This window comes from Pedobacter yonginensis, assembly GCF_003173595.1.
Classification (GTDB): Bacteria; Bacteroidota; Bacteroidia; order Sphingobacteriales; family Sphingobacteriaceae; genus Pedobacter; species Pedobacter yonginense.
Genome location: NZ_QGNZ01000003.1, coordinates 325,307 through 344,834, shown reverse-complemented (window position 1 = coordinate 344,834; position 19,528 = coordinate 325,307). Strand labels below are relative to the sequence as shown.

Annotated in this window: 17 protein-coding genes; 9 read left to right on the top strand and 8 right to left on the bottom strand. The window is 38.0% G+C overall.

From position 1 onward, the window contains the following. Positions 1–136 precede the first annotated feature (136 nt). Both DHW03_RS13060 and DHW03_RS13055 read left to right on the top strand, forming a co-directional pair. Positions 137–598, top strand: a complete 462-nt coding sequence (locus tag DHW03_RS13060; protein WP_109926289.1) for a peptidylprolyl isomerase — start codon at positions 137–139, stop codon at positions 596–598. Between the two features lie 358 nt (positions 599–956). Then, on the top strand, positions 957–1,499 hold the full coding sequence (locus DHW03_RS13055) for a DUF5606 family protein (protein WP_109926288.1): 543 nt from the start codon (positions 957–959) through the stop codon (positions 1,497–1,499). Between the two features lie 60 nt (positions 1,500–1,559). Here the strand turns inward: DHW03_RS13055 and DHW03_RS19575 are convergent, their stop codons facing one another. Together DHW03_RS19575 and rlmH are read right to left on the bottom strand one after the other, a co-directional pair. After that, positions 1,560–1,688: a hypothetical protein gene (locus DHW03_RS19575; protein WP_262503180.1), complete on the bottom strand. Its 129-nt coding sequence runs from the start codon at positions 1,686–1,688 to the stop codon at positions 1,560–1,562. 50 nt (positions 1,689–1,738) lie between these two features. Then, positions 1,739–2,212, bottom strand: coding sequence for a 23S rRNA (pseudouridine(1915)-N(3))-methyltransferase RlmH (rlmH, locus tag DHW03_RS13050; protein WP_109926287.1), 474 nt, complete (start codon positions 2,210–2,212; stop codon positions 1,739–1,741). Positions 2,213–2,254: 42 nt separating this feature from the next. Here rlmH and DHW03_RS13045 point away from each other — a divergent pair, with 42 nt between their 5' ends. Further along, positions 2,255–4,069 (top strand): MutS-related protein, encoded by a 1,815-nt coding sequence (locus tag DHW03_RS13045; RefSeq protein WP_109926286.1) that lies wholly within the window; start codon positions 2,255–2,257, stop codon positions 4,067–4,069. A 3-nt stretch (positions 4,070–4,072) separates the two neighbouring features. On the opposite strand, the gene DHW03_RS19635 is transcribed toward DHW03_RS13045, so the two are convergent. Further along, positions 4,073–6,613, bottom strand: a complete 2,541-nt coding sequence (locus tag DHW03_RS19635; RefSeq protein ID WP_109926285.1) for a PKD domain-containing protein — start codon at positions 6,611–6,613, stop codon at positions 4,073–4,075. 92 nt (positions 6,614–6,705) lie between these two features. On the opposite strand from DHW03_RS19635, the gene DHW03_RS13035 reads away from it, so the two are divergent. Together DHW03_RS13035 and DHW03_RS13030 are read left to right on the top strand one after the other, a co-directional pair. Further along, a complete protein-coding gene (locus DHW03_RS13035; RefSeq protein WP_109926284.1) occupies positions 6,706–8,043 on the top strand; it encodes a GH1 family beta-glucosidase in 1,338 nt (445 codons plus the stop codon). Between the two features lie 27 nt (positions 8,044–8,070). Continuing rightward, positions 8,071–8,502, top strand: a complete 432-nt coding sequence (locus DHW03_RS13030) for a putative signal transducing protein (protein ID WP_109926283.1) — start codon at positions 8,071–8,073, stop codon at positions 8,500–8,502. Positions 8,503–8,621: 119 nt separating this feature from the next. Here the strand turns inward: DHW03_RS13030 and DHW03_RS13025 are convergent, their stop codons facing one another. The 3 genes from DHW03_RS13025 to DHW03_RS13015 all read right to left on the bottom strand — a co-directional run bounded on the left by DHW03_RS13025 (position 8,622) and on the right by DHW03_RS13015 (position 12,450). Next, positions 8,622–9,149: a DUF3575 domain-containing protein gene (locus DHW03_RS13025; protein WP_109926282.1), complete on the bottom strand. Its 528-nt coding sequence runs from the start codon at positions 9,147–9,149 to the stop codon at positions 8,622–8,624. Between the two features lie 257 nt (positions 9,150–9,406). Then, positions 9,407–11,686: an aconitate hydratase gene (locus tag DHW03_RS13020; protein WP_109926281.1), complete on the bottom strand. Its 2,280-nt coding sequence runs from the start codon at positions 11,684–11,686 to the stop codon at positions 9,407–9,409. Positions 11,687–11,832: 146 nt separating this feature from the next. Next, positions 11,833–12,450, bottom strand: coding sequence for a polysaccharide deacetylase family protein (locus DHW03_RS13015; protein WP_109926626.1), 618 nt, complete (start codon positions 12,448–12,450; stop codon positions 11,833–11,835). Positions 12,451–12,528: 78 nt separating this feature from the next. Between DHW03_RS13015 and DHW03_RS13010 the strand changes: the two genes are divergently transcribed. The 4 genes from DHW03_RS13010 (at position 12,529) to DHW03_RS12995 (ending at position 16,877) form a co-directional block, all read left to right on the top strand. Further along, the gene (locus DHW03_RS13010) at positions 12,529–13,881 is read left to right on the top strand and encodes a TolC family protein (protein ID WP_240618533.1); all 1,353 of its coding nucleotides are present in this window, start codon (positions 12,529–12,531) and stop codon (positions 13,879–13,881) included. 99 nt (positions 13,882–13,980) lie between these two features. After that, a complete protein-coding gene (locus DHW03_RS13005; protein WP_109926279.1) occupies positions 13,981–15,324 on the top strand; it encodes an efflux RND transporter periplasmic adaptor subunit in 1,344 nt (447 codons plus the stop codon). Between the two features lie 120 nt (positions 15,325–15,444). Next, entirely contained in the window at positions 15,445–16,443 is a 999-nt protein-coding gene (locus DHW03_RS13000; RefSeq protein ID WP_240618532.1) for an NAD(P)H-dependent glycerol-3-phosphate dehydrogenase, read from the top strand. An 89-nt stretch (positions 16,444–16,532) separates the two neighbouring features. Beyond that, positions 16,533–16,877, top strand: a complete 345-nt coding sequence (locus tag DHW03_RS12995) for a hypothetical protein (RefSeq protein WP_109926278.1) — start codon at positions 16,533–16,535, stop codon at positions 16,875–16,877. Between the two features lie 182 nt (positions 16,878–17,059). On the opposite strand, the gene rimO is transcribed toward DHW03_RS12995, so the two are convergent. Continuing rightward, positions 17,060–18,394: a 30S ribosomal protein S12 methylthiotransferase RimO gene (gene rimO, locus DHW03_RS12990; RefSeq protein WP_109926277.1), complete on the bottom strand. Its 1,335-nt coding sequence runs from the start codon at positions 18,392–18,394 to the stop codon at positions 17,060–17,062. Positions 18,395–18,517: 123 nt separating this feature from the next. Then, entirely contained in the window at positions 18,518–19,480 is a 963-nt protein-coding gene (gene ftsY, locus DHW03_RS12985; protein ID WP_109926276.1) for a signal recognition particle-docking protein FtsY, read from the bottom strand. Between the last annotated feature and the right edge of the window lie 48 nt (positions 19,481–19,528).

Genomic DNA, 19,528 nt, shown 5'->3' with positions numbered 1-19,528 from the left:
AAAATACCGCATTTAAACTGGTTAGAAAAATTTTATGGTGTTATAAGTTACACAATTTTGTTATTTTTGCCCTCTACTTAAAAAATGCTTTGTTTTTTAAGCTCGATAGAAACGATAATTAGTACCAAAAATTGATATGAGTAAAGCAATAATAAAAACCGAAAAAGGCGAAATGACTGTTGAATTTTATGACAACGATGCGCCAAAAGCAGTTGCAAACTTCAAAAAATTAGCTTCAGAAGGCTTTTACGATGGGGTAACTTTTCACCGCGTAATTCCTAACTTTATGGTTCAAGGCGGATGCCCGAATTCAAAAGACCCAGCTAAAGCACATTTAGCAGGTACTGGTGGTCCAGGTTATAAAATTGATTGTGAATTAGATGGCGAAAACCAATACCATGATCGTGGCGTGTTGTCGATGGCACACGCAGGTCGTAACACAGGTGGATCGCAATTTTTCATTTGCCACAGCAGAACCAACACTGCACATTTAGATCGTAACCATACTTGTTTTGGTAAAGTAATTGAAAATGTAGATTTAGTTGACGATATTCGTCAAGGCGATAAAATTGTTGGGATTGAAGTTTTAGAAGATTAATTAGACACCAGATTTGAGACGGTAGTTTGAGACGATAAATTTGAGGCGCAGGATTTGAGACGGTAGGTTTGAGACACAAGATTTGAGAGAGTAGATTTGAGACAATAGATTGAGAAGGTAGTTTGAGACAATAGATTTGAGACAATAGATTTGAGACAATAGATTTGAGAGGTAATCCCTCACATCTCATATCTCAAATCTCATACCTCACATCTCGTATCTCACATCTAATCCTTCACATATCACACCTCACATTGCAAACCCCACATCTCATCTCTCACACCGAATCTCTTCCATCTCACACCTCATATCAAATATCTCACATCAAACATCTCAGATCTCACATCTCAAAAAATATATGAATTTAAGAGGAATTGTTGCCGTTTCTGGCAGACCCGGTTTATTTAAACTGGTAGGACAAAATAAAGTTGGGTACATATTAGAAAGCCTTGATGCGCAAAAACTTAAGGTTGTTGCAAATATCACCAACACTAAACTGGCTTCGTTAGAAGACATTACAGTTTATGGCGAAGATGAAGAAATTAAATTGGTTGATATTTTCGGCAAAATTTCTGCTAAAGGAAGTACGCCAGATTTAAAGAGCGATTTGCGTCCGTATTTTTTGGAAGTTGCTCCAAACCACGATCAAGAGAAAGTGTATGCTTCTGATATGAAGAAAATCATCACGTGGTATAACATCCTGAAAGATTTACCATTGTTTACGGAAGAAACTCCTGAAACTCCAGGTACAGCAGCAGAAGTAAAATTGTCAGAAGAAAAAGCAGCTTCAGATAAAAAACAAAAAGCTACTGCATCTAAAGGATCAGCGAGTTCAAAAGCATCTACTAAAACATCAGCACCTGCTAAAAAAGCAAGCATGACTAGCAAGAAAGGCGTTTAAGCTGATTATAAAAAATGTATTACGAAGCACCTGCAATTTGCATGGTGCTTTTTTTATGGCTTAATCTAAAAAATACCAGAGTAAGGCTACGATAACCAGCGAAACAATGATGCTGATCCATAAGTATTTGTTGTTGCCGCTTTGATTGCTTTTGTAACGGTATTCTCTTTTATATTTATCTAATAACATATCTTGTTTTATTGTATGATGATTTTAAATCGCTGTTTCCATATCCATGATTAAGCATGATGATAAGGTTCTCCCTTTAAAATGCTAAAGCCCCTGTACAACTGTTCAACAAAAAATAGCCTAATCATCTGATGAGAAAAAGTCATGTCGGATAATGATATTAAACCTTTTGCTCTTTTGTAAATGGTTTCATCAAAACCATAAGGTCCACCAATTATAAAAATTAAATGTTGCACGCTCCCAACCATTTGCTTGTTTAGATAGTTAGAAAACTCAACGGATGAATATTTTTTACCCTTTTCATCCAATAAAATAACAACATCGCCATTATTAATTTGTTTGTGCAACAATTCAGCCTCTTTGCCTTTTTGCTGGGCTTCACTTAGGTTTTTAACATTCTTAACATCAGGAATGGCTAAAAAACTAAAGTTTATGTAGTGCTTTAAGCGGTTGATGTATTTTTCAATGCCTTCGATCAAATATTTATCTTCCGTTTTACCAATGGCGATCAAAGTAATCTTCATTTAATATTTCCCTATCTTTATGGTTTTAGAGAATCAAATATAATGTTAAAAACACAAGCACAAATACTAATAGAATACAATCAGAAAATTAATGCCGTTACGGAGCAGATTGCCAAAACCAAAAAGCGGATCGATCAACTATCTTTTTTGAGGATTGGATTGTTTTTAGTTGAGATTGTATTCTTTGTGTTGCTTGTTAGCTCAGCAAATGACGGTTGGCGCGTGCTGATCCAGTTTTTATTGGTGGTACCTGTGCTCGTTTTTATATTCATTGTGCACAAGCAAAGCAATTTAGATCGTGAGGTAGAGTATCAAAAACAATTGCTGTGGGTTTACCAAAACGAATCGAACATCTTAAATGGCCTAGAGAATGGATACGAGAATGGACATGAATTTGAATCTGAATTGCACCCATACACAGCAGACTTAGATATTTTTGGCAAATCTTCGCTTTTTGCGCTTTTAAATCGAAGCAGCACCAAAAATGGTAATGAGGCATTGTCTAAAGCGCTGGCAGAAAAGCGACCAAAATCCGATATTTTATCCAAACAAGAAGCAGTAAGAGAAATCGAATCTAAAATTGAAGAAACCTTCCAGTTTAGGGCGCATTTGAAAGGGGGAAACATCAGTAAAATTGAATTAATTAAAGAACAACTGAAAAGCTTACTGGGCAAGCAATTGGAATTTACACGCCAAAAATTTTTCAGAGTTTATGTAGCCATAGTCCCTTATTTATCTACTGCTTTAATCTTAGGTTCCTTAATTTTTGGAGGCATTTTCGTTAACCTTTTGATTTTAATGGCTATTGCGCATACCGCTTGGAATGTGTTGCTTAATTCAAAAGTTAATCAAGTTTTTTATTCTTTTAGTGGCGGTTCTAGCTTGCTCAACAATTATGCTTCAGCTATACGGTGGACGGAAAACCAAAGTTGGGAAAGCCATTATGTTTTAGCTTTGTTGGATTCTGAAATTCCAGTAAGTCAAGAAATAAAAAATCTGTCAAAAATCATCCAAAGCTTTGATGCCCGTTTAAATTTGCTCGTAGGTGGTGTATTAAATGGCCTTTTGCTTTGGGATTTTAAGTGCTGCATCCGTTTAGATCGTTGGCATCAAGCCTCATCAAAAGATGTAATTTCGGCGCTCAATCATTTAGGTGATTTTGAAGAATTAATTTCGTTGGCAACGCTGGTACACAATCAGCCGAGCTGGGTTTTTCCAAAGGTTGAATCTACGTTTACTTTACAGGCAAGAGAAATTGGTCATCCCCTCATTGCAAATGCGCTAAGGGTAAGCAACGATTTCTCAACCGAACACAATTCGAGAGTGGATATCATCACCGGCTCAAATATGGCGGGCAAAAGCACGTTTTTAAGAACATTGGGCATTAACATGGTTTTGGCTTATGCAGGTGCTCCAGTTTGTGCTGCAGAAATGTCGCTACCGGTTTTTTCGATCAATACCTATATGAGAATCAAAGACTCACTAAATGAAAGCACATCCACTTTTAAGGCAGAGTTGAATCGATTGAAAATGATTTTGGATAACGTAATGCAGGATAAAGATACTTTTGTGTTTATTGATGAGATGTTGCGTGGTACTAATAGCAGAGACAAATATTTGGGCTCGAAGGTTTTTTTAGAAAAGTTAATTGCCGAAAAAACACCTACGCTTTTTGCCACACACGATTTACAACTTGCAGATTTAAAGGCAGATTACCCTGAGTCGGTTCGGAACTTTCACTTTGATATTCAGATTACAGATGGGGAAATGCGATTCGATTATAAACTTAAGCAAGGGCCATGCTCTACGTTTAACGCTGCTATTTTACTCAAAGAGATTGGATTGAGCTTAGATTAGTGCTTAGCGAAGTAAGGTGACTGAGCCAGACTGTTTAACACTTTCATTTTTTAAATTAGTGCCCAAAATAAGGTAATAGTAAACGCCTGTAGGTAAATCGTTGCCTTTGAAAGTTCCTTTCCAATTGTCGAAAATGCTGTTTGCGAAGAAAACCTGATCGCCATAACGGTTATAAATTTGAATACGATATTTTTTGAGGTTGGTTATTCCAATCACAAATTCATCGTTTACGCCATCGCCATTAGGTGAAAAGGCATTTGGTGCAAATGCAGAGGCACTTCCTTTGATAATCAAATCGCCTTTTGTAACTGAAGTAGAGCAACCATTGTTGGAAGAAGCCGTTAGCGTAATTTTAAACGTTCCTTCGCTTTCATAAGTATGGATTGCATTCACATCTGTTGATGTAGAGCCGTCACCAAAATCCCATAGATAGTAATCTGCATATAAAGAAGTATTGTTGAAAACCATTGGTACAGGTGCTGAGAATTTGATGTCGAAGAGGGGCTCGGGATTAAATCCTGCAACAGGGATTTTCGCAATTGCTGGAATAATCAGCGTGGCCGGATCGCTTGCGCAAGTACCAGATGTGAGGGTTACTTGATACGTGCCGCCCTTGTTTAAGTTATTCACTGGAATCTCTACGGCACTTGTTGTGGCTGTAAAATTATCTGGTCCAGTCCAAAGGTAGCTTGTATTGGCTTGTTGTGGAACAGATAGTTTGATAACGTCGTTGAGGCAGAATGCAGGTTGATTGGTTGTAATTTCCGGCGTAGCAGGTTTCAATTCTACCAATAAAGTTTGGCTAAGGGTTGAGGTACATCCATTGTTGGTTTCTACTGTAAGTGTAATGGTTTTTAACCCCGCTGTGGTGAAAGTGAGTTCTTTGCTGTCGTTGGAAAGGGAAGTTGTTGTTTTCACATCCGTGCCGAAATCCCAGTTTAGTTTGGTGTAATTTTTTGAATTGTTGATAAATGAGAAGCTCTGATTGCTTTCACATTTATTGTTGGTTTGGATAGAAAATAGGGCTTCTGGTCTTGCTACAACTGATACCACATCAACCGAAGCCTCTGGACTGATACAATCGCCCACTTGAACAAATAGTTTGTAAGTTCCAATATTTTCTGGCCCAGTGATGGGAATAACTGGATTCTGTAACGTTGAGGTAAAGCCATTTGGCCCCGACCAGTGGTAACTGGCCAAATTGAGAAAATCGGTAGAGAGATTTAAGACGTCATCAATACAAAGGTTAACTTTTGAAGCGGTAACATTTGGTTGTGCAGGTGTTTTGGCTACAATAAAGTTTTGGGTGGTTACCACATTACAACCATTTGTTGCTTTAGCTTCGAGTACTACAACTTTTTCGCCGGGAGTGCTGTAGGTGATCGTAAATGGGCCTTCGGTAGTTGCCGAAGCAATATTGGCCCCTTCACCAAACGACCATTTTAAGGAAGCATAATTGGTAGAATTACTTTCGAAAACATAGGCTTGACTATCTGTACAAGGGTTTAGTTTATCTACTTTGATGCTAGCCGTCGGTCCCGCAAAGTCGGCTGTACCACCAAATTCTAAAGTAAAGCCATTGTTTCCGCTAGAGAAATTGTCGATTAACAGGGCATAGGTATGACCAGCAATCATATCAACATACTTTACAAAGCCATTTTGCCCCGGTACGCATCCACTTGCTTCGTTTAAATCCGTTTCGGTTAAACTCAGTCCTGTTTTGTAATAAACAGGGTTACAGGTTACACCACTTCCGCTGGCGCATCGAATAGCTGTGGTGCTGTTTACGTTGCCGCAATTTCCTCCAATGCCTAAGTCGTAAAAAACCCAATCAATATCATTTGTAGTTACGGTTGGCGTAATCACGAAGGTAAAATCGCCACTTTTTGAAGCCGTAAACATATACCAAGCAGAGTTGGATTCGGTACCTAGGCAAGTGCCTGCCGATTCGTTTCTATTTGTGCCCGTGCCGGTAACGTTAAGTTGTGTAAAGGTTTCTTTGGTGCACAATACCGAAACCGTTCCGCAGTCTTGTCCTGGCTGTATAATAGGGAAGTAATTATCTACGCACAACTTGAAGGTTCCCGTGTTGTTGTTTGTTGCGCTCACGCGTATATAATAAACCTCTCCAAGGATAAGTGCTCCCTTGTAGAAAGAGGTAACATTGTTTGATGATGTTGAAGAACCAACCATTTCACCAACGTTTCTGGTGATGGGATCATACGTGTATAGCGAAACTAAAGGAGCCACTAAGGTGTTTGTACTTGCGGCATTTACGTTCCCACTAACCGAAATGTTTACATCGTATTTTGTTGCGGTAAATTTAAACCACACATCTTTCCCCACGGCAGGCCAACCTGTTGCAGCACCATACGTGCTGGCTGTGGCCTCTAAATTGTTATAAGCAGCATCATCACTGCAATATGCACTTGTATTGGCAATGTTAATCGCATTTATCAGCTCATCGTTTATTGGTGGGGCGAAACCAGCTCGAGAAATGAAGCAGGTAAAAACAAAAATGAAAAGTGTAAAGGAGAAACGCATACATCAAAACTATAAAAATAGTTTCGATTTTTAATCGTTAAATTGTTAATGATGAGTTAATATTAAACTTGCAAATTGGGCAAAGCAATAATATGATTAAATCTACTGACTTCGGGCCAGATTTTTTATGGGGGATAGCTACTGCTGCCGCTCAAATTGAAGGGGCATCCAACCAATACGGTAAAGGCTTATCCATTTGGGACAGTTTTTCGGCCAGATCGGGCAAGATAAAAAAGGGAAGTACGCTCCATGTGGCCTGCGATTTTTATCATAAGTATAAAGAAGATATTGCTTTAGTAAAACTGCTCGGGTTTAAGGTTTTTAGATTCTCCATCGCATGGTCTAGAATATTGCCTAATGGAACAGGCGAAATCAACCCACAAGGCCTTCGGTTTTACCATGAGGTAATTGATGAATGCCTAAAAAACGACATCATTCCATACATTACACTCTATCACTGGGATTTGCCTCAAGCTTTGGAAAATGATGGGGGCTGGACGAGTTTCAGCATTAACTTCGCCTTCAACTCTTTTGTAAGAATTTGCGCCAACGAATATGGCGACAAAGTAAAAAACTGGATTGTTTTAAATGAGCCCTTTGGATTTACTTCTCTTGGGTATATGTTGGGCATCCATGCCCCTGGAAAAACTGGGCTAAGCAATTTCTTTTCGGCAGTGTTGCATACCGCATTGGCCCAAGCGGATGGAGCAAATATTTTAAGGGCTGAGGTGAGCCATGCAAATATTGGTACCACTTATTCCTGTTCGGAAATTATACCTTTTACGCAGAGCGATAACGATATTTTAGCGGCTAAACGGGTTGATTGTTTAATGAACAGACTTTTTATAGAACCTGCACAAGGTTTAGGTTTTCCCACAGCAGATTGGGACGTATTAGAGAAATTTCAAATTGAATATGGTACTTGGCGACACAAAGAGCGCTTAAAGTTCGATTTCGATTTTATCGGTTTACAAAATTACTTCCCTTTAACCATAAAATATAATGCCTTTATTCCTGTGATTCAGGCTTGGGAAGTTAAAGCAAAAAGCAGAAAAAAACCGCATACCGCCATGGGTTGGGAAATTAATGAAAACAGTTTTTATAACATCATAAAGCAATTTGCAAGCTATCCAAATGTTAAAAACATCATCATTACAGAGAATGGTGCTGCTTACCATGATAAAATTGTTGATGGAAAGATTGAAGATGTAGAGCGGATAGAATACTTTAAACTCTATTTGACGGCCTTGCTTCGAGCCAAAAATGAGGGCGTGAATATAACAGGTTATATGGCCTGGACCTTAATGGATAATTTTGAATGGGCTGAAGGTTTTACAACCCGCTTCGGTTTGGTTTATAATGATTTTAAAACTCAGCACCGCACCATTAAAGATTCTGGTTATTGGTGGCAACAATTCTTGATTAAATAATGTTGTTTATAATACATAAGTTTGAGCATGAACGACAGAACAATAGTTTATAGTACCTTTTATAACCCAATTGAGGCCAACATTATCAAAGCTAGATTAGAAGATAGCGGTTTTGCTTGCTTTCTGGCAGATGAAAATGTGTCAACTATCCAACCACTTTACAATCAGGCAATTGGTGGGGTTAAGCTAATTGTGTTTGAACGTGATATAGATCAGATTAATCGACTCTTGGCAGAAGATAATAGCAATTTGATCGATCAAAATGAAGCTACGGACAATCCTGCTGAGGAAAAAATGCTCTGCGAAGCATGTGGGTCTGACAATGTAGGTTACGGAATGGCCACTAAAAAGAAGTTTAGCTGGTGGGTTATTCTAACTTCCGTTTTGGTTGGTGTATTTATGCCTTTTAAAGGAAACAAATGTTACCATTGCTATACCTGCGGACACGAATTTAAGTAGCTAATTTTTAAACTTTATGTTCGCAATTAAAAAAGCTTTAATTGTATCGAAACAACTTGGACTATAAAAAAAATCTCGTCTTGAATTAACAAAACGAGATCTTAATGAAATATTTTAGTTTAGAAACCAAAGCCGAGTGCAATACCCGTGCGGATGCCAAAGCCTTCTATGCCACCCTTAATATCGGGTTCATTGTTTCCCTGAGTTGCTTTATATGTGCCGCTGTTATAACTTGGGCCAAAAAACAAATCAAGTACAAAGCCACTTCCATAAACCCATTGACGACCGATTAATGCGCCACCACCAAAAGAATTGTATTTGCCTTTATCTGTCCCATCTGTAACGGTATAATTTTGATACCTTAAAAACGGAGCCGCATATAAGCCACTAATTGCTTTCTGCTTTAGATAGAAACGAACTTCTGGTGTAATTGCAACTCCTGTAAACTTAACATCCTCAAGTTTAATACCTGTGTAGGCAAGCCCAAGCTGTGCTGAAATACCATCGTTGATTTTTCTTTCGTAAAAAACAGAACCAGTACTCAACAAGGCACTTAAGGGGTTAATTTTAATGGTGTTTTGAGCATCCTGAGCCTTGGCTCCAAGGAATGCCAGTGCAGTTAATGCACAAAGAAAGAGCTTTTTCATGATTAGAGCGTATTTTAATGAATGGCAAAAATAGATTTTAATTTCAATTCCACAACAAAAAAATCCCATTCTGATTTTACTCAAAATGGGATTTTATAATTATGTGCTTCAGTCAACTAGCTTTCAGCTTTAGTCTTTAAGCTCTAGTCTATTAGCTTTAGTCTTTCAACTTTGGTCTTTCCGCTTTGGTCTATTAGCTTTCAGCTTTAGTCTTTCCGCTTTAGTCATTCAGCTTTGGTCTTTCAGCTTTAGTCTCTCTAGCCTTGTGCCTTAAGCGCAGCTTCTCTTCTGATGATATTTAACGCACCACCTGCAACAAACCACTCAATTTGTTGAGCATTGTAGCTGTGGTTAACTGGGAATTGCTCTTCAGTTCCATCAGGATGGTGTAAAACTAATGTTAAAGGTTTATTTGGAGCAAACTCTGTTAAACCAATAATATCAATTACATCATTTTCTTGGATTTTATCGTAATCATCTTTATCTGCAAACGTTAATCCCAACATTCCTTGTTTTTTAAGGTTTGTTTCGTGGATACGCGCAAAAGATTTTACCAATACCGCACGTACGCCTAAATGACGAGGTTCCATAGCGGCATGTTCACGAGAAGAACCTTCACCATAGTTCTCATCACCTACAACGATAGAGCCAATTCCTTGTGCTTTGTAAGCACGTTGCGTTGCAGGAACCGGACCATATTCGCCAGTTAATTGATTTTTAACATTATCGGTTTTATCGTTGAAGTAATTGACTGCACCGATAAGCATGTTGTTTGAAATGTTATCTAAGTGACCACGGAATTTTAACCATGGACCCGCCATAGAAATATGATCTGTTGTACACTTGCCTTTAGCTTTGATTAAAAGTTTTAAACCTTTTAAATCTGTGCCTTCCCAAGGGGTAAATGGATCTAATAATTGTAAGCGGTGAGAAGTAGGGGAAACCAAAACCTCAACTGATGAACCATCAGCTGCTGGTGCTTGGAAACCTGCATCTTCAACAGCGTAACCATTTACAGGCAATTCATCGCCCACAGGTGGATCCAATTTTACTTGCTCGCCTTTATCGTTGGTTAATGTATCTGTTAATGGGTTGAAACCTAAATCACCAGCAATGGCAATTGCTGCAACCATTTCTGGCGAAGCTACAAATGCGAAGGTATTTGGATTACCATCTGCACGTTTTGCAAAGTTTCTGTTAAATGAGTGTACGATTGTATTTTTCTCTGCTTTTTCTGCACCTGTACGATCCCACATTCCAATGCAAGGGCCGCAAGCATTGGTAAAGATGGTCGCATCCAAATCTTCGAAGGTTTTTAAATAGCCATCGCGATTTGCTGTATAACGCACTTGTTCAGAACCTGGGTTAATACCAAATGCAGATTTTGTTGTTAAACCTTTTGCAATCGCTTGGTTTGCAATTGATGCTGCTCTAGATAAATCTTCATAAGAAGAGTTTGTACATGAACCAATTAAGCCCCATTCAACTTTTAAAGGCCAGCCGTTTTTCTCTGCTTCTGTTTTCATTTGAGAAACTGGAGTAGCTAAATCTGGCGTAAAAGGACCGTTTAAATATGGTTCTAACTCATCAAGATTAATTTCAATTACCTGATCGAAATAACTTTCTGGATTTGCATAAACCTCATCATCACCGGTTAAGTAAGCAGCAATTTTATTGGCTTCATCAGCAACTTCATCTCTTCCTGTAGCACGTAAATAACGTTCCATGCTTGCATCGTAACCGAAAGTAGAAGTTGTTGCCCCTATTTCAGCACCCATATTACAAATGGTACCTTTACCCGTACAGCTTAAGTTAATGGCGCCATCGCCAAAATATTCTACAATTGCACCTGTACCACCTTTTACGGTTAAAATACCAGCAACTTTTAAAATCACATCTTTAGCAGAAGTCCAACCGCTTAATTTGCCTGTTAATTTAACGCCAATTAACTTAGGGAATTTAAGTTCCCAAGGTAATCCAGCCATCACATCACAAGCATCAGCACCACCAACACCAATTGCAACCATACCTAAACCACCCGCATTTACGGTATGAGAATCGGTACCAATCATCATTCCACCTGGGAATGCATAATTTTCTAAAACAACTTGGTGAATAATGCCGGCCCCTGGTTTCCAGAAACCAATGCCATATTTATTTGATACAGAAGATAAGAAGTCAAAAACTTCAGCACTTTCTGTTTTTGCATGAGGAAGATCTATTGCAGCACCTTCTTTAGCAGTAATTAAGTGATCGCAGTGAACGGTTGAAGGTACTGCCACTTGAGGGCGACCAGCTTGCATAAACTGCAAAAGCGCCATTTGAGCAGTTGCATCTTGCATTGCTACACGATCTGGTGCGAAATCTACATAATCCGTTCCGCGAGAAAATGCTTTTTTTGGATCTCCATCCCAAAGGTGAGCATACAATATTTTTTCAGATAATGTTAAAGGTCTGCCAACTATCTTGCGAGCAGCATCTACACGGCTCCCGAAGTTTGCATAAACCTTTTTAATCATGTCTATATCAAAGGCCATCGATTTTATTGGTTAAAAGGTAATACTTCTATTCTACTAGCTGCGAATTTACAAAAAAAAAGCACCTCGGAGGGTCATCCTTAGATCATTGTATTATTTAGGATAATTCTAAATAAGTGGACTGGCGGGCGAAATTCGCATGTCGCCTAAAGCGAAGAAAACCGATACCCCTTCTTTGCAAAATATTCTAAAACACGTGGGAGCGCATATTCCAATCGATCAAATGCTTTTAAACTATCATGGAAAACGATAATTGATCCATTTTGGGTATTTCTAACCACATTACGATAACATTTTTCTGGAGCCAAATGGATGTCGAAATCGCCACTCAGAACATCCCACATTATAATTTCTAAATTTGGGATTTCAGATTTGAGGTTTGAGATTTGGGATTTTTTAATTCTGCCGTAAGGTGGTCTAAAAAGTTTTGAATGGGTAAATTGTTGACACTTAATTGTATTTTGCAGATAAGTTTCATCGTCGGTTACCCAGCCCTTTAAATGGTTGAAAGTGTGATTACCGATAGCATGACCCCCATTTTTTACGCGCTCGAAAACTTCGGGATGTTTTTGAATATTATCGCCAATGCAAAAAAAAGTGGCTTTTGCGTTAAAGGCTTCCAAAGTTTTTAACACAAAGTCTGTAACATTGGGTATAGGTCCATCGTCAAAGGTCAAATAAATAACTTTTTCGGTTCGGGATTTATTCCAAAGTAAGGATGGGTAATACCATTTAAGCAGAAGTGGCGATTTGACCAAGTACATTAAACCAAAGTTAGTAATTGCTTGTACAGATTGAAATAAATTAAAGTTGTTTGTATAGATTTGAAACAAATTATGAAAATGTTTACCAAGAATAAGTTTTTAGCCGGTTTTGCTTTAGTTGTAGGTTTTAGCGTCTCTCAAAATGCTCATGCTCAAGAAGTCATCACCATCCAACAAGCTGTTGATAATACTTTAAAGAACAACTTAACCATTAAGCAGGCCCAATTTAGCGCCGCTTTGAGTGAAGAAAACCTCAGTCAATCAAAATATGCGCTCTATCCAACTTTAAATGGAAGCATAAGTCCGAACTTAACATTTGGACGTGGTTTGGATCAAACTACTTTTCAGGTAACCAACCAAACTTCCTTATACACCAGTGGAAGTTTAAGCACTAACGTTGATGTTTTTCAGGGTTTTGCCAAGATTAATCAGATTAGACAGAACAAAACTTTGCTAGAAGCAGAGAAAAGTAATGTAGAGAAGGTTAAAAACGATTTGATTCTCCAAGTGGTAACCGCTTACTTACAAGTTTTATACAATACAGATTTGGCAAGGGCTTCAAAAGATCAACTTGATATTTCGAATAAAACGCTTGTCAGAGAGAATGCCTTGTTGGATGCTGGTAATAAAACTTTGGCTGATATTTCTCAAGCCAAATCGCAAGTGGCAACCGCTGAGTTAAACTTAACCAATGCACAAAACCAATTATCAGTTTCGTACTTAACGCTGGGCCAATTAATGGAATTGCCACCCAATCAGAAATTTGTGGTACAGGCACCAATTATCGACAACATTCAAGTTACGCCCACTACAAACAATCCGGATGAAATTTTTGATAACGCGATGAAAATTTTCCCGGATATTAAGTTAGCCAATTTACGTTCATTGGCTGCAAAACAAGCTATTGATGTGGCAAGAGGTGCCTATTCACCTAGAATAAGTTTTGGGGCTGGCTTATCCAGCTCATATTCTTATCAGTTTAATTATGCAGGTTTGTTTGCGCAACAATCTTTTATCGATCAAGTTAACCAACGTTTTGGTCAAAGCATCGGGATGAGCATACAGATTCCAATTTTTAATGGCTTTGCAGCACGCTCGGGTGTGCGCAGGGCAAAAATTACCTATAACAACACTTTAACCCAAGAGCAATTGGCAAAAAATAATTTGAATAAGGTTATTTTTCAGGCAACAACCGATTTGAAGGCGGCACAAAGTAGATATGTTTCCACTCAAAATGCCTTTAATGCACAAAAAGATGCATTCTATGTGGTTGAGCAACGCTATAATGTTGGTTTGGTAAACTCTTTAGATTATAGCACTGCCCAAACCAATAGAAACAAGGCAGAAATTGATTTTATTCAAGCTAAATACGATCTTTTGTTTAGAGCAAAAGTGATTGATTATTATTTAGGCAAACAGATTAATTTTTAAATTCAGTAATTGAAAAATTAGCTCACCCAGCAACATTACAACGCTCTAACTTTTTAAAACATTCCAACCCTAATACAAACAAACGCAATACAAAATATTATGAAACTGAAGCACATATTAATTACCATTGGAGTTATTCTGGCAATCCTAATTGGATTAAAACTAGCTGGAGTTATTGGTGGTAGTAAAACAGAAAAAGTAACTACAGAAAAAGCATCAGATAAAACTGTTGTAGAAACCGTTACTGCGAGTGGTAAAATTCAGCCAGAAACTGAAGTGAAATTAAGTTCAGAAGTATCTGGAGAGGTTGTAGAATTAAAAGTTAAAGAAGGCGATATTGTAAAAGCTGGTCAGTTACTGTGTAAAGTTAGACCAGATGTTTTGCAATCTGGATATGAAAGAACTGTGGCTACCTATAATGCTCAAAAAGCGAGTGTTGCAGGCGCACAACAACAATTGATTCAGAGTCAGGCTAATTTTGTAAATGCAGAGGCCACCTATAAAAGAAACGTAGAGCTCTTTAACAAAAAAGTAATCTCAGCTTCTGAGTTTGATGCTGCCAAAGCAGCTTACTTAACGGCTAAAGCTACATTAGCGAGCGCAAAAGAAAGCGTAACGGGTGCTAAATTTACTTTAGAGCAAACAGGTGCAAATGTTAAAGAAGCAGGTGCTAATCTAGCCAAAACAACCATTTATGCGCCGGTTGATGGTGTGGTTTCAAAATTATCTATCGAATTGGGCGATCGTATTTTAGGTACCTCGCAAATGGCAGGTACAGAAATTATGAGGATTTCAAATTTATCATCAATGGAAGTAAATGTTGATGTGAATGAAAACGACATTACACGTGTTAAAGTTGGCGATAAGGCCTCTATAGAAGTTGACGCATTTTCAGATAAGAAATTTAGAGGTACGGTAACCGAGATTGCAAGCTCATCAACAGCGGTGGGTACAACCACTTCTACTTCAGTAGATCAAGTAACCAATTTCTCGGTTAAAATTAGAATTGTAGAAGAATTAGCCGGAAAGCAACAATCTATTTTCCGTCCGGGTATGTCTGCAACCGTAGATATTGAGAGCGAATCGTTAACAGGCTTAGCCATTCCAATTCAAGCTGTATTTACAGATAACGGTGCTAAAACTGGTGATGATGCAAAAAATCAAGGCAACCAAGACAATACCGATAAACAAAAATCGAAACTGAATGATAAGTCCATTAAGCAATACGTTTACGTTTACGAAGCTGCAACCAAAAAAGTTAAAAAAGCAGAAGTAACTACAGGTATTCAGAATGATCAATTTATTATTGTAAAATCAGGTATCAAAGCTGGTCAGGAAATTGTAACCGGACCGTACTCTGCCATCCAAAACAAATTGAAAGATGGACTTGTTGTAGAGAAAACCACTAAAGACCAACTGTTTAGCAAAGACGCTAAAAAGTAGTATATAATTAATCGCAAGAAATAGTAACTTGCAAGTGTTCGAGGTGTAAGATTTAGGGTTAAGGCAAAATTGTCAAATCCCTAAACCTTACACCTTTTACCTTAAAATCCTTTTTTAAAAATGATACCTAAAATTGCAATGATTGGGGGTGGGAGCTGGGCGACTGCCATTGTGAAAATGTTATCCGATAATCTTTCTGAAAAGGAAATTTACTGGTGGATGCGCAATGAAAAGGCTATTGAGCACATTAAAAAGTTTAAACACAACCCGAATTATATCAGTTCAGTTGAGCTCAAACTCAATGAGCAGAATATATCATCAAATATTACTCATATTGTTGATACAGCAGATTACATTATCTTAAATGTACCTGCTGCCTTTTTAAAGGATACACTAGCAAATATCAACCCAGCGCATTTAAAAGGTAAAAAAATCATCTCGGCTATAAAAGGAATTGTGCCAGAAGATAATTTGATTATCGGCGAATTCCTGCATGAAACCTATGGCATCCCTTATCAAGATATTTTAGTAGTGAGCGGCCCCTGCCATGCTGAAGAAGTTGCTTTAGAAAAGCTTTCTTATTTAACCATTGCCTGTACCGATGTAGAAAAAGCGACAACATTCGCCTCTTTTTTAAATACGAGATATATCAAAACCAATGTTTCGGACGATATTTTCGGAACAGAATATGCCGCGGTTTTAAAAAATATTTATGCAATAGCCAGCGGAATTTGCCACGGAATTGGATATGGAGATAATTTCCAAGCTGTTCTAATTAGTAATGCCATCCGCGAAATTGAAGGCTTTGTAGATGCTGTTCACCCCATCAACCGTGATATTAAAGAATCAGCCTATTTGGGCGATTTGCTCGTTACAGCCTATTCTCAATTTAGCCGAAACCGTACTTTTGGCAACATGGTAGGGAAGGGTTATACTGTAAAATCGGCACAGTTAGAAATGAGTATGATTGCCGAAGGGTATTATGCAGTGAAGTGTATGCACATTAAAAATCAGGCCTATAACGTAGATATGCCGATTTGTAAAGCGGTACATAACATTTTATACGAAGGACGATCGCCATACATCGAAATGAAACTGCTAGCAGAAAAACTCAACTAATCATTGTCAAGATACAGTCTATTTTGAAAGCACTGCTCAAACAAATTCTCTTGCTATATGTTATTCCAATAAATAAAAGTATAACTCTTATGAAAAAGAAATTTGTAATTGGCTTGTTAACACTAGCATTGTTTGGTGGTTTAACTTTAAGCGTTAACGCACAAGAAAAAAAGAAAACAGAAGTTGGTAAAGCATTAGATCATACAGGCAAAGCAATTGGTAAAGGCGCTAAGTCTGTTGGTAATAAAACTGCAGAAGTTGCTGTTAAAGGTGGCTCTAAAGTGGCAGATAAAACTTGGAAAGGCAAAATGGCACCAGATGGTTCTGATGTGTACATCAATGCAAAAAACGAAAAGTATTATGTAAACTCAAAAGGCGCTAAAATTTGGTTAAAGCCTAGCCAAATCAAAACTAGAGTAGAAACAAAAAACTAATCGTTTTTAAATGATAAGAAAGCCCGATTTGATTTCGTCAAATCGGGCTTTTATATTTTTAACGTGGGTTTGCTGTGGGTCCTAAGGCAGAAACTAAAGCAAATTAAAATCCATCGATATGCTGAAATAAATTCGGCACTATTAACGGGATTTTAAAGATATTTCGGTATTCCGAGTTTACTTTATTTAACAATTTGACCATACAGGTCGAAATCTTCAGCCCTGTCAATCTTAACATGAACAAAACTGCCGTTTGCCGCATAGCCTGTTGTGGCATCAATTAAAACTTCATTGTCCACTTCTGGAGAATCGAACTCTGTACGCCCCACAAAGAAATCGCCTTCTTTTTTGTCAACCAGCACTTTAAATGTTTTGCCTACTTTTTCCTGATTAATATCAAAAGAAATTCCTTGCTGAATTTCCATGATCTCATCTACACGTTGTTGCTTCACCTCATCTGGAATGTCATCAACTAAAGTGTGCGCATGGGTTTTTTCTTCGTGAGAATAAGTAAAACAACCCAAACGATCGAATTTGGTATCCGCAACCCAAGCTTTCATTTCTTCAAAATCATGCTCAGTTTCGCCGGGATAGCCACAAATTAGTGTGGTGCGCATGGCGATGTTTGGAACCTTATCTCTGATTTGGTTTACCAGATCAATCGTTTTTTGTTTTGTAGTTCCTCTACGCATCGATTTCAACATATTGTCGGTAATGTGCTGAAGTGGCATATCTAAATACTTACAGATATTTTCACGCTCATTCATGGCATCTAAAATTTCCATTGGGAAACCAGAAGGGTATGCATACTGCAAACGAATCCATTCAATACCTGGAACGTCTGATAAACGACGCATCAATTCATCTAGCTTGCGTACACCGTAAAGATCAAGTCCGTAATAGGTTAAATCTTGTGCAATGAGGATGAGTTCTTTTGTGCCGTTTTTAGCAAGAATTTTCGCTTCGTTAACCAATTCTTCCATTGGTTTACTTAAGTGTTTTCCACGCATCAGCGGGATGGCGCAAAACGAGCAGGGGCGATTACATCCTTCGGCAATTTTAAAATAGGCAAAATGTGATGGAGTGGTAAGTAAACGTTCGCCAATAAGCTCATGCTTGTAGTTTGCACCCAACTCATGTAAAATATTGTGTAAATCGTTGGTACCAAAAAAAGCATCAACATTGGTGATTTCTGATTCTAACTCTGGCTTGTAACGTTCTGATAGGCAGCCTGTAACCACAACTTTCCCAATTTTACCCGCCTCTTTAAGTTCGCTGAACTGTAAAATGGTATCAATCGATTCTTGTTTGGCATTATCAATAAAACCGCAGGTATTAATCACCACGATATCATCCTTTCCCATCTTGTCAGACTCGTGCACAACATTTAAGTTATTGCCACGCAGCTGGCCCATAAGCACTTCAGAATCGTATATATTTTTTGAACAACCTAATGTAATTACATTAATTTTAGGTTGTTTAATTGCGCTTTTACTTTTTACTATTTTGGTATTCATATTCTAATTTTGAATGCACCGATTGGGAGATTGAATTATTCGGTGCCTGCATCAACTCGTGTTAAATGACCATCATTTACTTCCCAACGCGTATCTACGAAACGATTTTCAATCGCTTTGCGTCTATTTAAACAAACTATTCACAAATTCTTTTTTATCAAAAAGCTGTAAATCGTTTATTTTTTCTCCAACTCCAATGTATTTAACAGGAATTTTGAACTGATCTGAAATGCCAATTACCACGCCACCTTTTGCTGTACCATCAAGTTTGGTAATGGCGAGTGCATTTACATCGGTGGCTTCAGTAAACTGTTTGCATTGTTCGAAGGCATTTTGCCCAGTTGATGCATCCAAAACCAGTAAAATTTCATGTGGTGCATTAGGTACAACCTTTTGCATCACCTGTTTAATTTTACCCAATTCGTTCATTAAACCAATTTTGTTATGCAAACGTCCGGCGGTGTCAATAATCACTACGTCTTCGCCATTTGCAACGGCAGATTGTAAGGTATCGAAGGCTACGGATGCAGGGTCTGATCCCATCGGCTGTGCCACTACACGAACGCCAACACGTTCGCCCCAGAGTTTAAGTTGATCTACTGCAGCAGCCCTAAAGGTATCAGCAGCACCCAAAACCACTTTTAAATTGGCTTCTTTTAACTTATGGGCAAGTTTACCAATGGTTGTAGTTTTGCCAACCCCGTTAACACCAACAACCATGATAACGTATGGCTTATGTTCGCCATATTCAAACTGGCGGAAATCGTTGCTGTTGTTTTCAGAAAGCAATAACTGAATTTCATCACGCAGTAAGAAGTTCAGTTCGGAAGTAGAAAGATATTTGTCTTTTGCAACCCGTTCTTCAATGCGTTTAATAATTTTTAGAGTGGTGCTTACACCAACATCAGAGGTAACTAAAACTTCTTCTAAATTATCGAGAACTTCATCATCAACAGATGATTTACCAGCAACGGCTTTGGTAATCTTATTAAAGAAGCCATCTTTGGTTTTCTCTAAACCCTTATCTAAAGCCTCTTGAGCTTCGGGTGCAGTTTCTTTTTTTTTGAAAAAATCGAATAAACCCATATCTAAATTTTATATAACAAAAAAAGCCCTTCCGGATAATACGGAACG

What these genes read in the sequence shown, in the direction of transcription:
- DHW03_RS13055 (WP_109926288.1), top strand. Translation starts at nt 957, where the DNA reads ATGAATTTAAGAGGAATTGTTGCCGTTTCTGGCAGACCCGGTTTATTT.
- rlmH (WP_109926287.1), bottom strand. Translation starts at nt 2,212, where the DNA reads ATGAAGATTACTTTGATCGCCATTGGTAAAACGGAAGATAAATATTTG.
- DHW03_RS13025 (WP_109926282.1), bottom strand. Translation starts at nt 9,149, where the DNA reads ATGAAAAAGCTCTTTCTTTGTGCATTAACTGCACTGGCATTCCTTGGA.
- ftsY (WP_109926276.1), bottom strand. Translation starts at nt 19,480, where the DNA reads ATGGGTTTATTCGATTTTTTCAAAAAAAAAGAAACTGCACCCGAAGCT.
- DHW03_RS13000 (WP_240618532.1), top strand. Translation starts at nt 15,445, where the DNA reads ATGATACCTAAAATTGCAATGATTGGGGGTGGGAGCTGGGCGACTGCC.
- DHW03_RS13005 (WP_109926279.1), top strand. Translation starts at nt 13,981, where the DNA reads ATGAAACTGAAGCACATATTAATTACCATTGGAGTTATTCTGGCAATC.
- DHW03_RS19635 (WP_109926285.1), bottom strand. Translation starts at nt 6,613, where the DNA reads ATGCGTTTCTCCTTTACACTTTTCATTTTTGTTTTTACCTGCTTCATT.
- DHW03_RS12995 (WP_109926278.1), top strand. Translation starts at nt 16,533, where the DNA reads ATGAAAAAGAAATTTGTAATTGGCTTGTTAACACTAGCATTGTTTGGT.
- DHW03_RS13030 (WP_109926283.1), top strand. Translation starts at nt 8,071, where the DNA reads ATGAACGACAGAACAATAGTTTATAGTACCTTTTATAACCCAATTGAG.
- DHW03_RS13035 (WP_109926284.1), top strand. Translation starts at nt 6,706, where the DNA reads ATGATTAAATCTACTGACTTCGGGCCAGATTTTTTATGGGGGATAGCT.
- DHW03_RS13045 (WP_109926286.1), top strand. Translation starts at nt 2,255, where the DNA reads ATGTTAAAAACACAAGCACAAATACTAATAGAATACAATCAGAAAATT.
- DHW03_RS13015 (WP_109926626.1), bottom strand. Translation starts at nt 12,450, where the DNA reads ATGTACTTGGTCAAATCGCCACTTCTGCTTAAATGGTATTACCCATCC.
- DHW03_RS13060 (WP_109926289.1), top strand. Translation starts at nt 137, where the DNA reads ATGAGTAAAGCAATAATAAAAACCGAAAAAGGCGAAATGACTGTTGAA.
- DHW03_RS13020 (WP_109926281.1), bottom strand. Translation starts at nt 11,686, where the DNA reads ATGGCCTTTGATATAGACATGATTAAAAAGGTTTATGCAAACTTCGGG.
- DHW03_RS13010 (WP_240618533.1), top strand. Translation starts at nt 12,529, where the DNA reads ATGTTTACCAAGAATAAGTTTTTAGCCGGTTTTGCTTTAGTTGTAGGT.
- rimO (WP_109926277.1), bottom strand. Translation starts at nt 18,394, where the DNA reads ATGAATACCAAAATAGTAAAAAGTAAAAGCGCAATTAAACAACCTAAA.
- DHW03_RS19575 (WP_262503180.1), bottom strand. Translation starts at nt 1,688, where the DNA reads ATGTTATTAGATAAATATAAAAGAGAATACCGTTACAAAAGCAATCAA.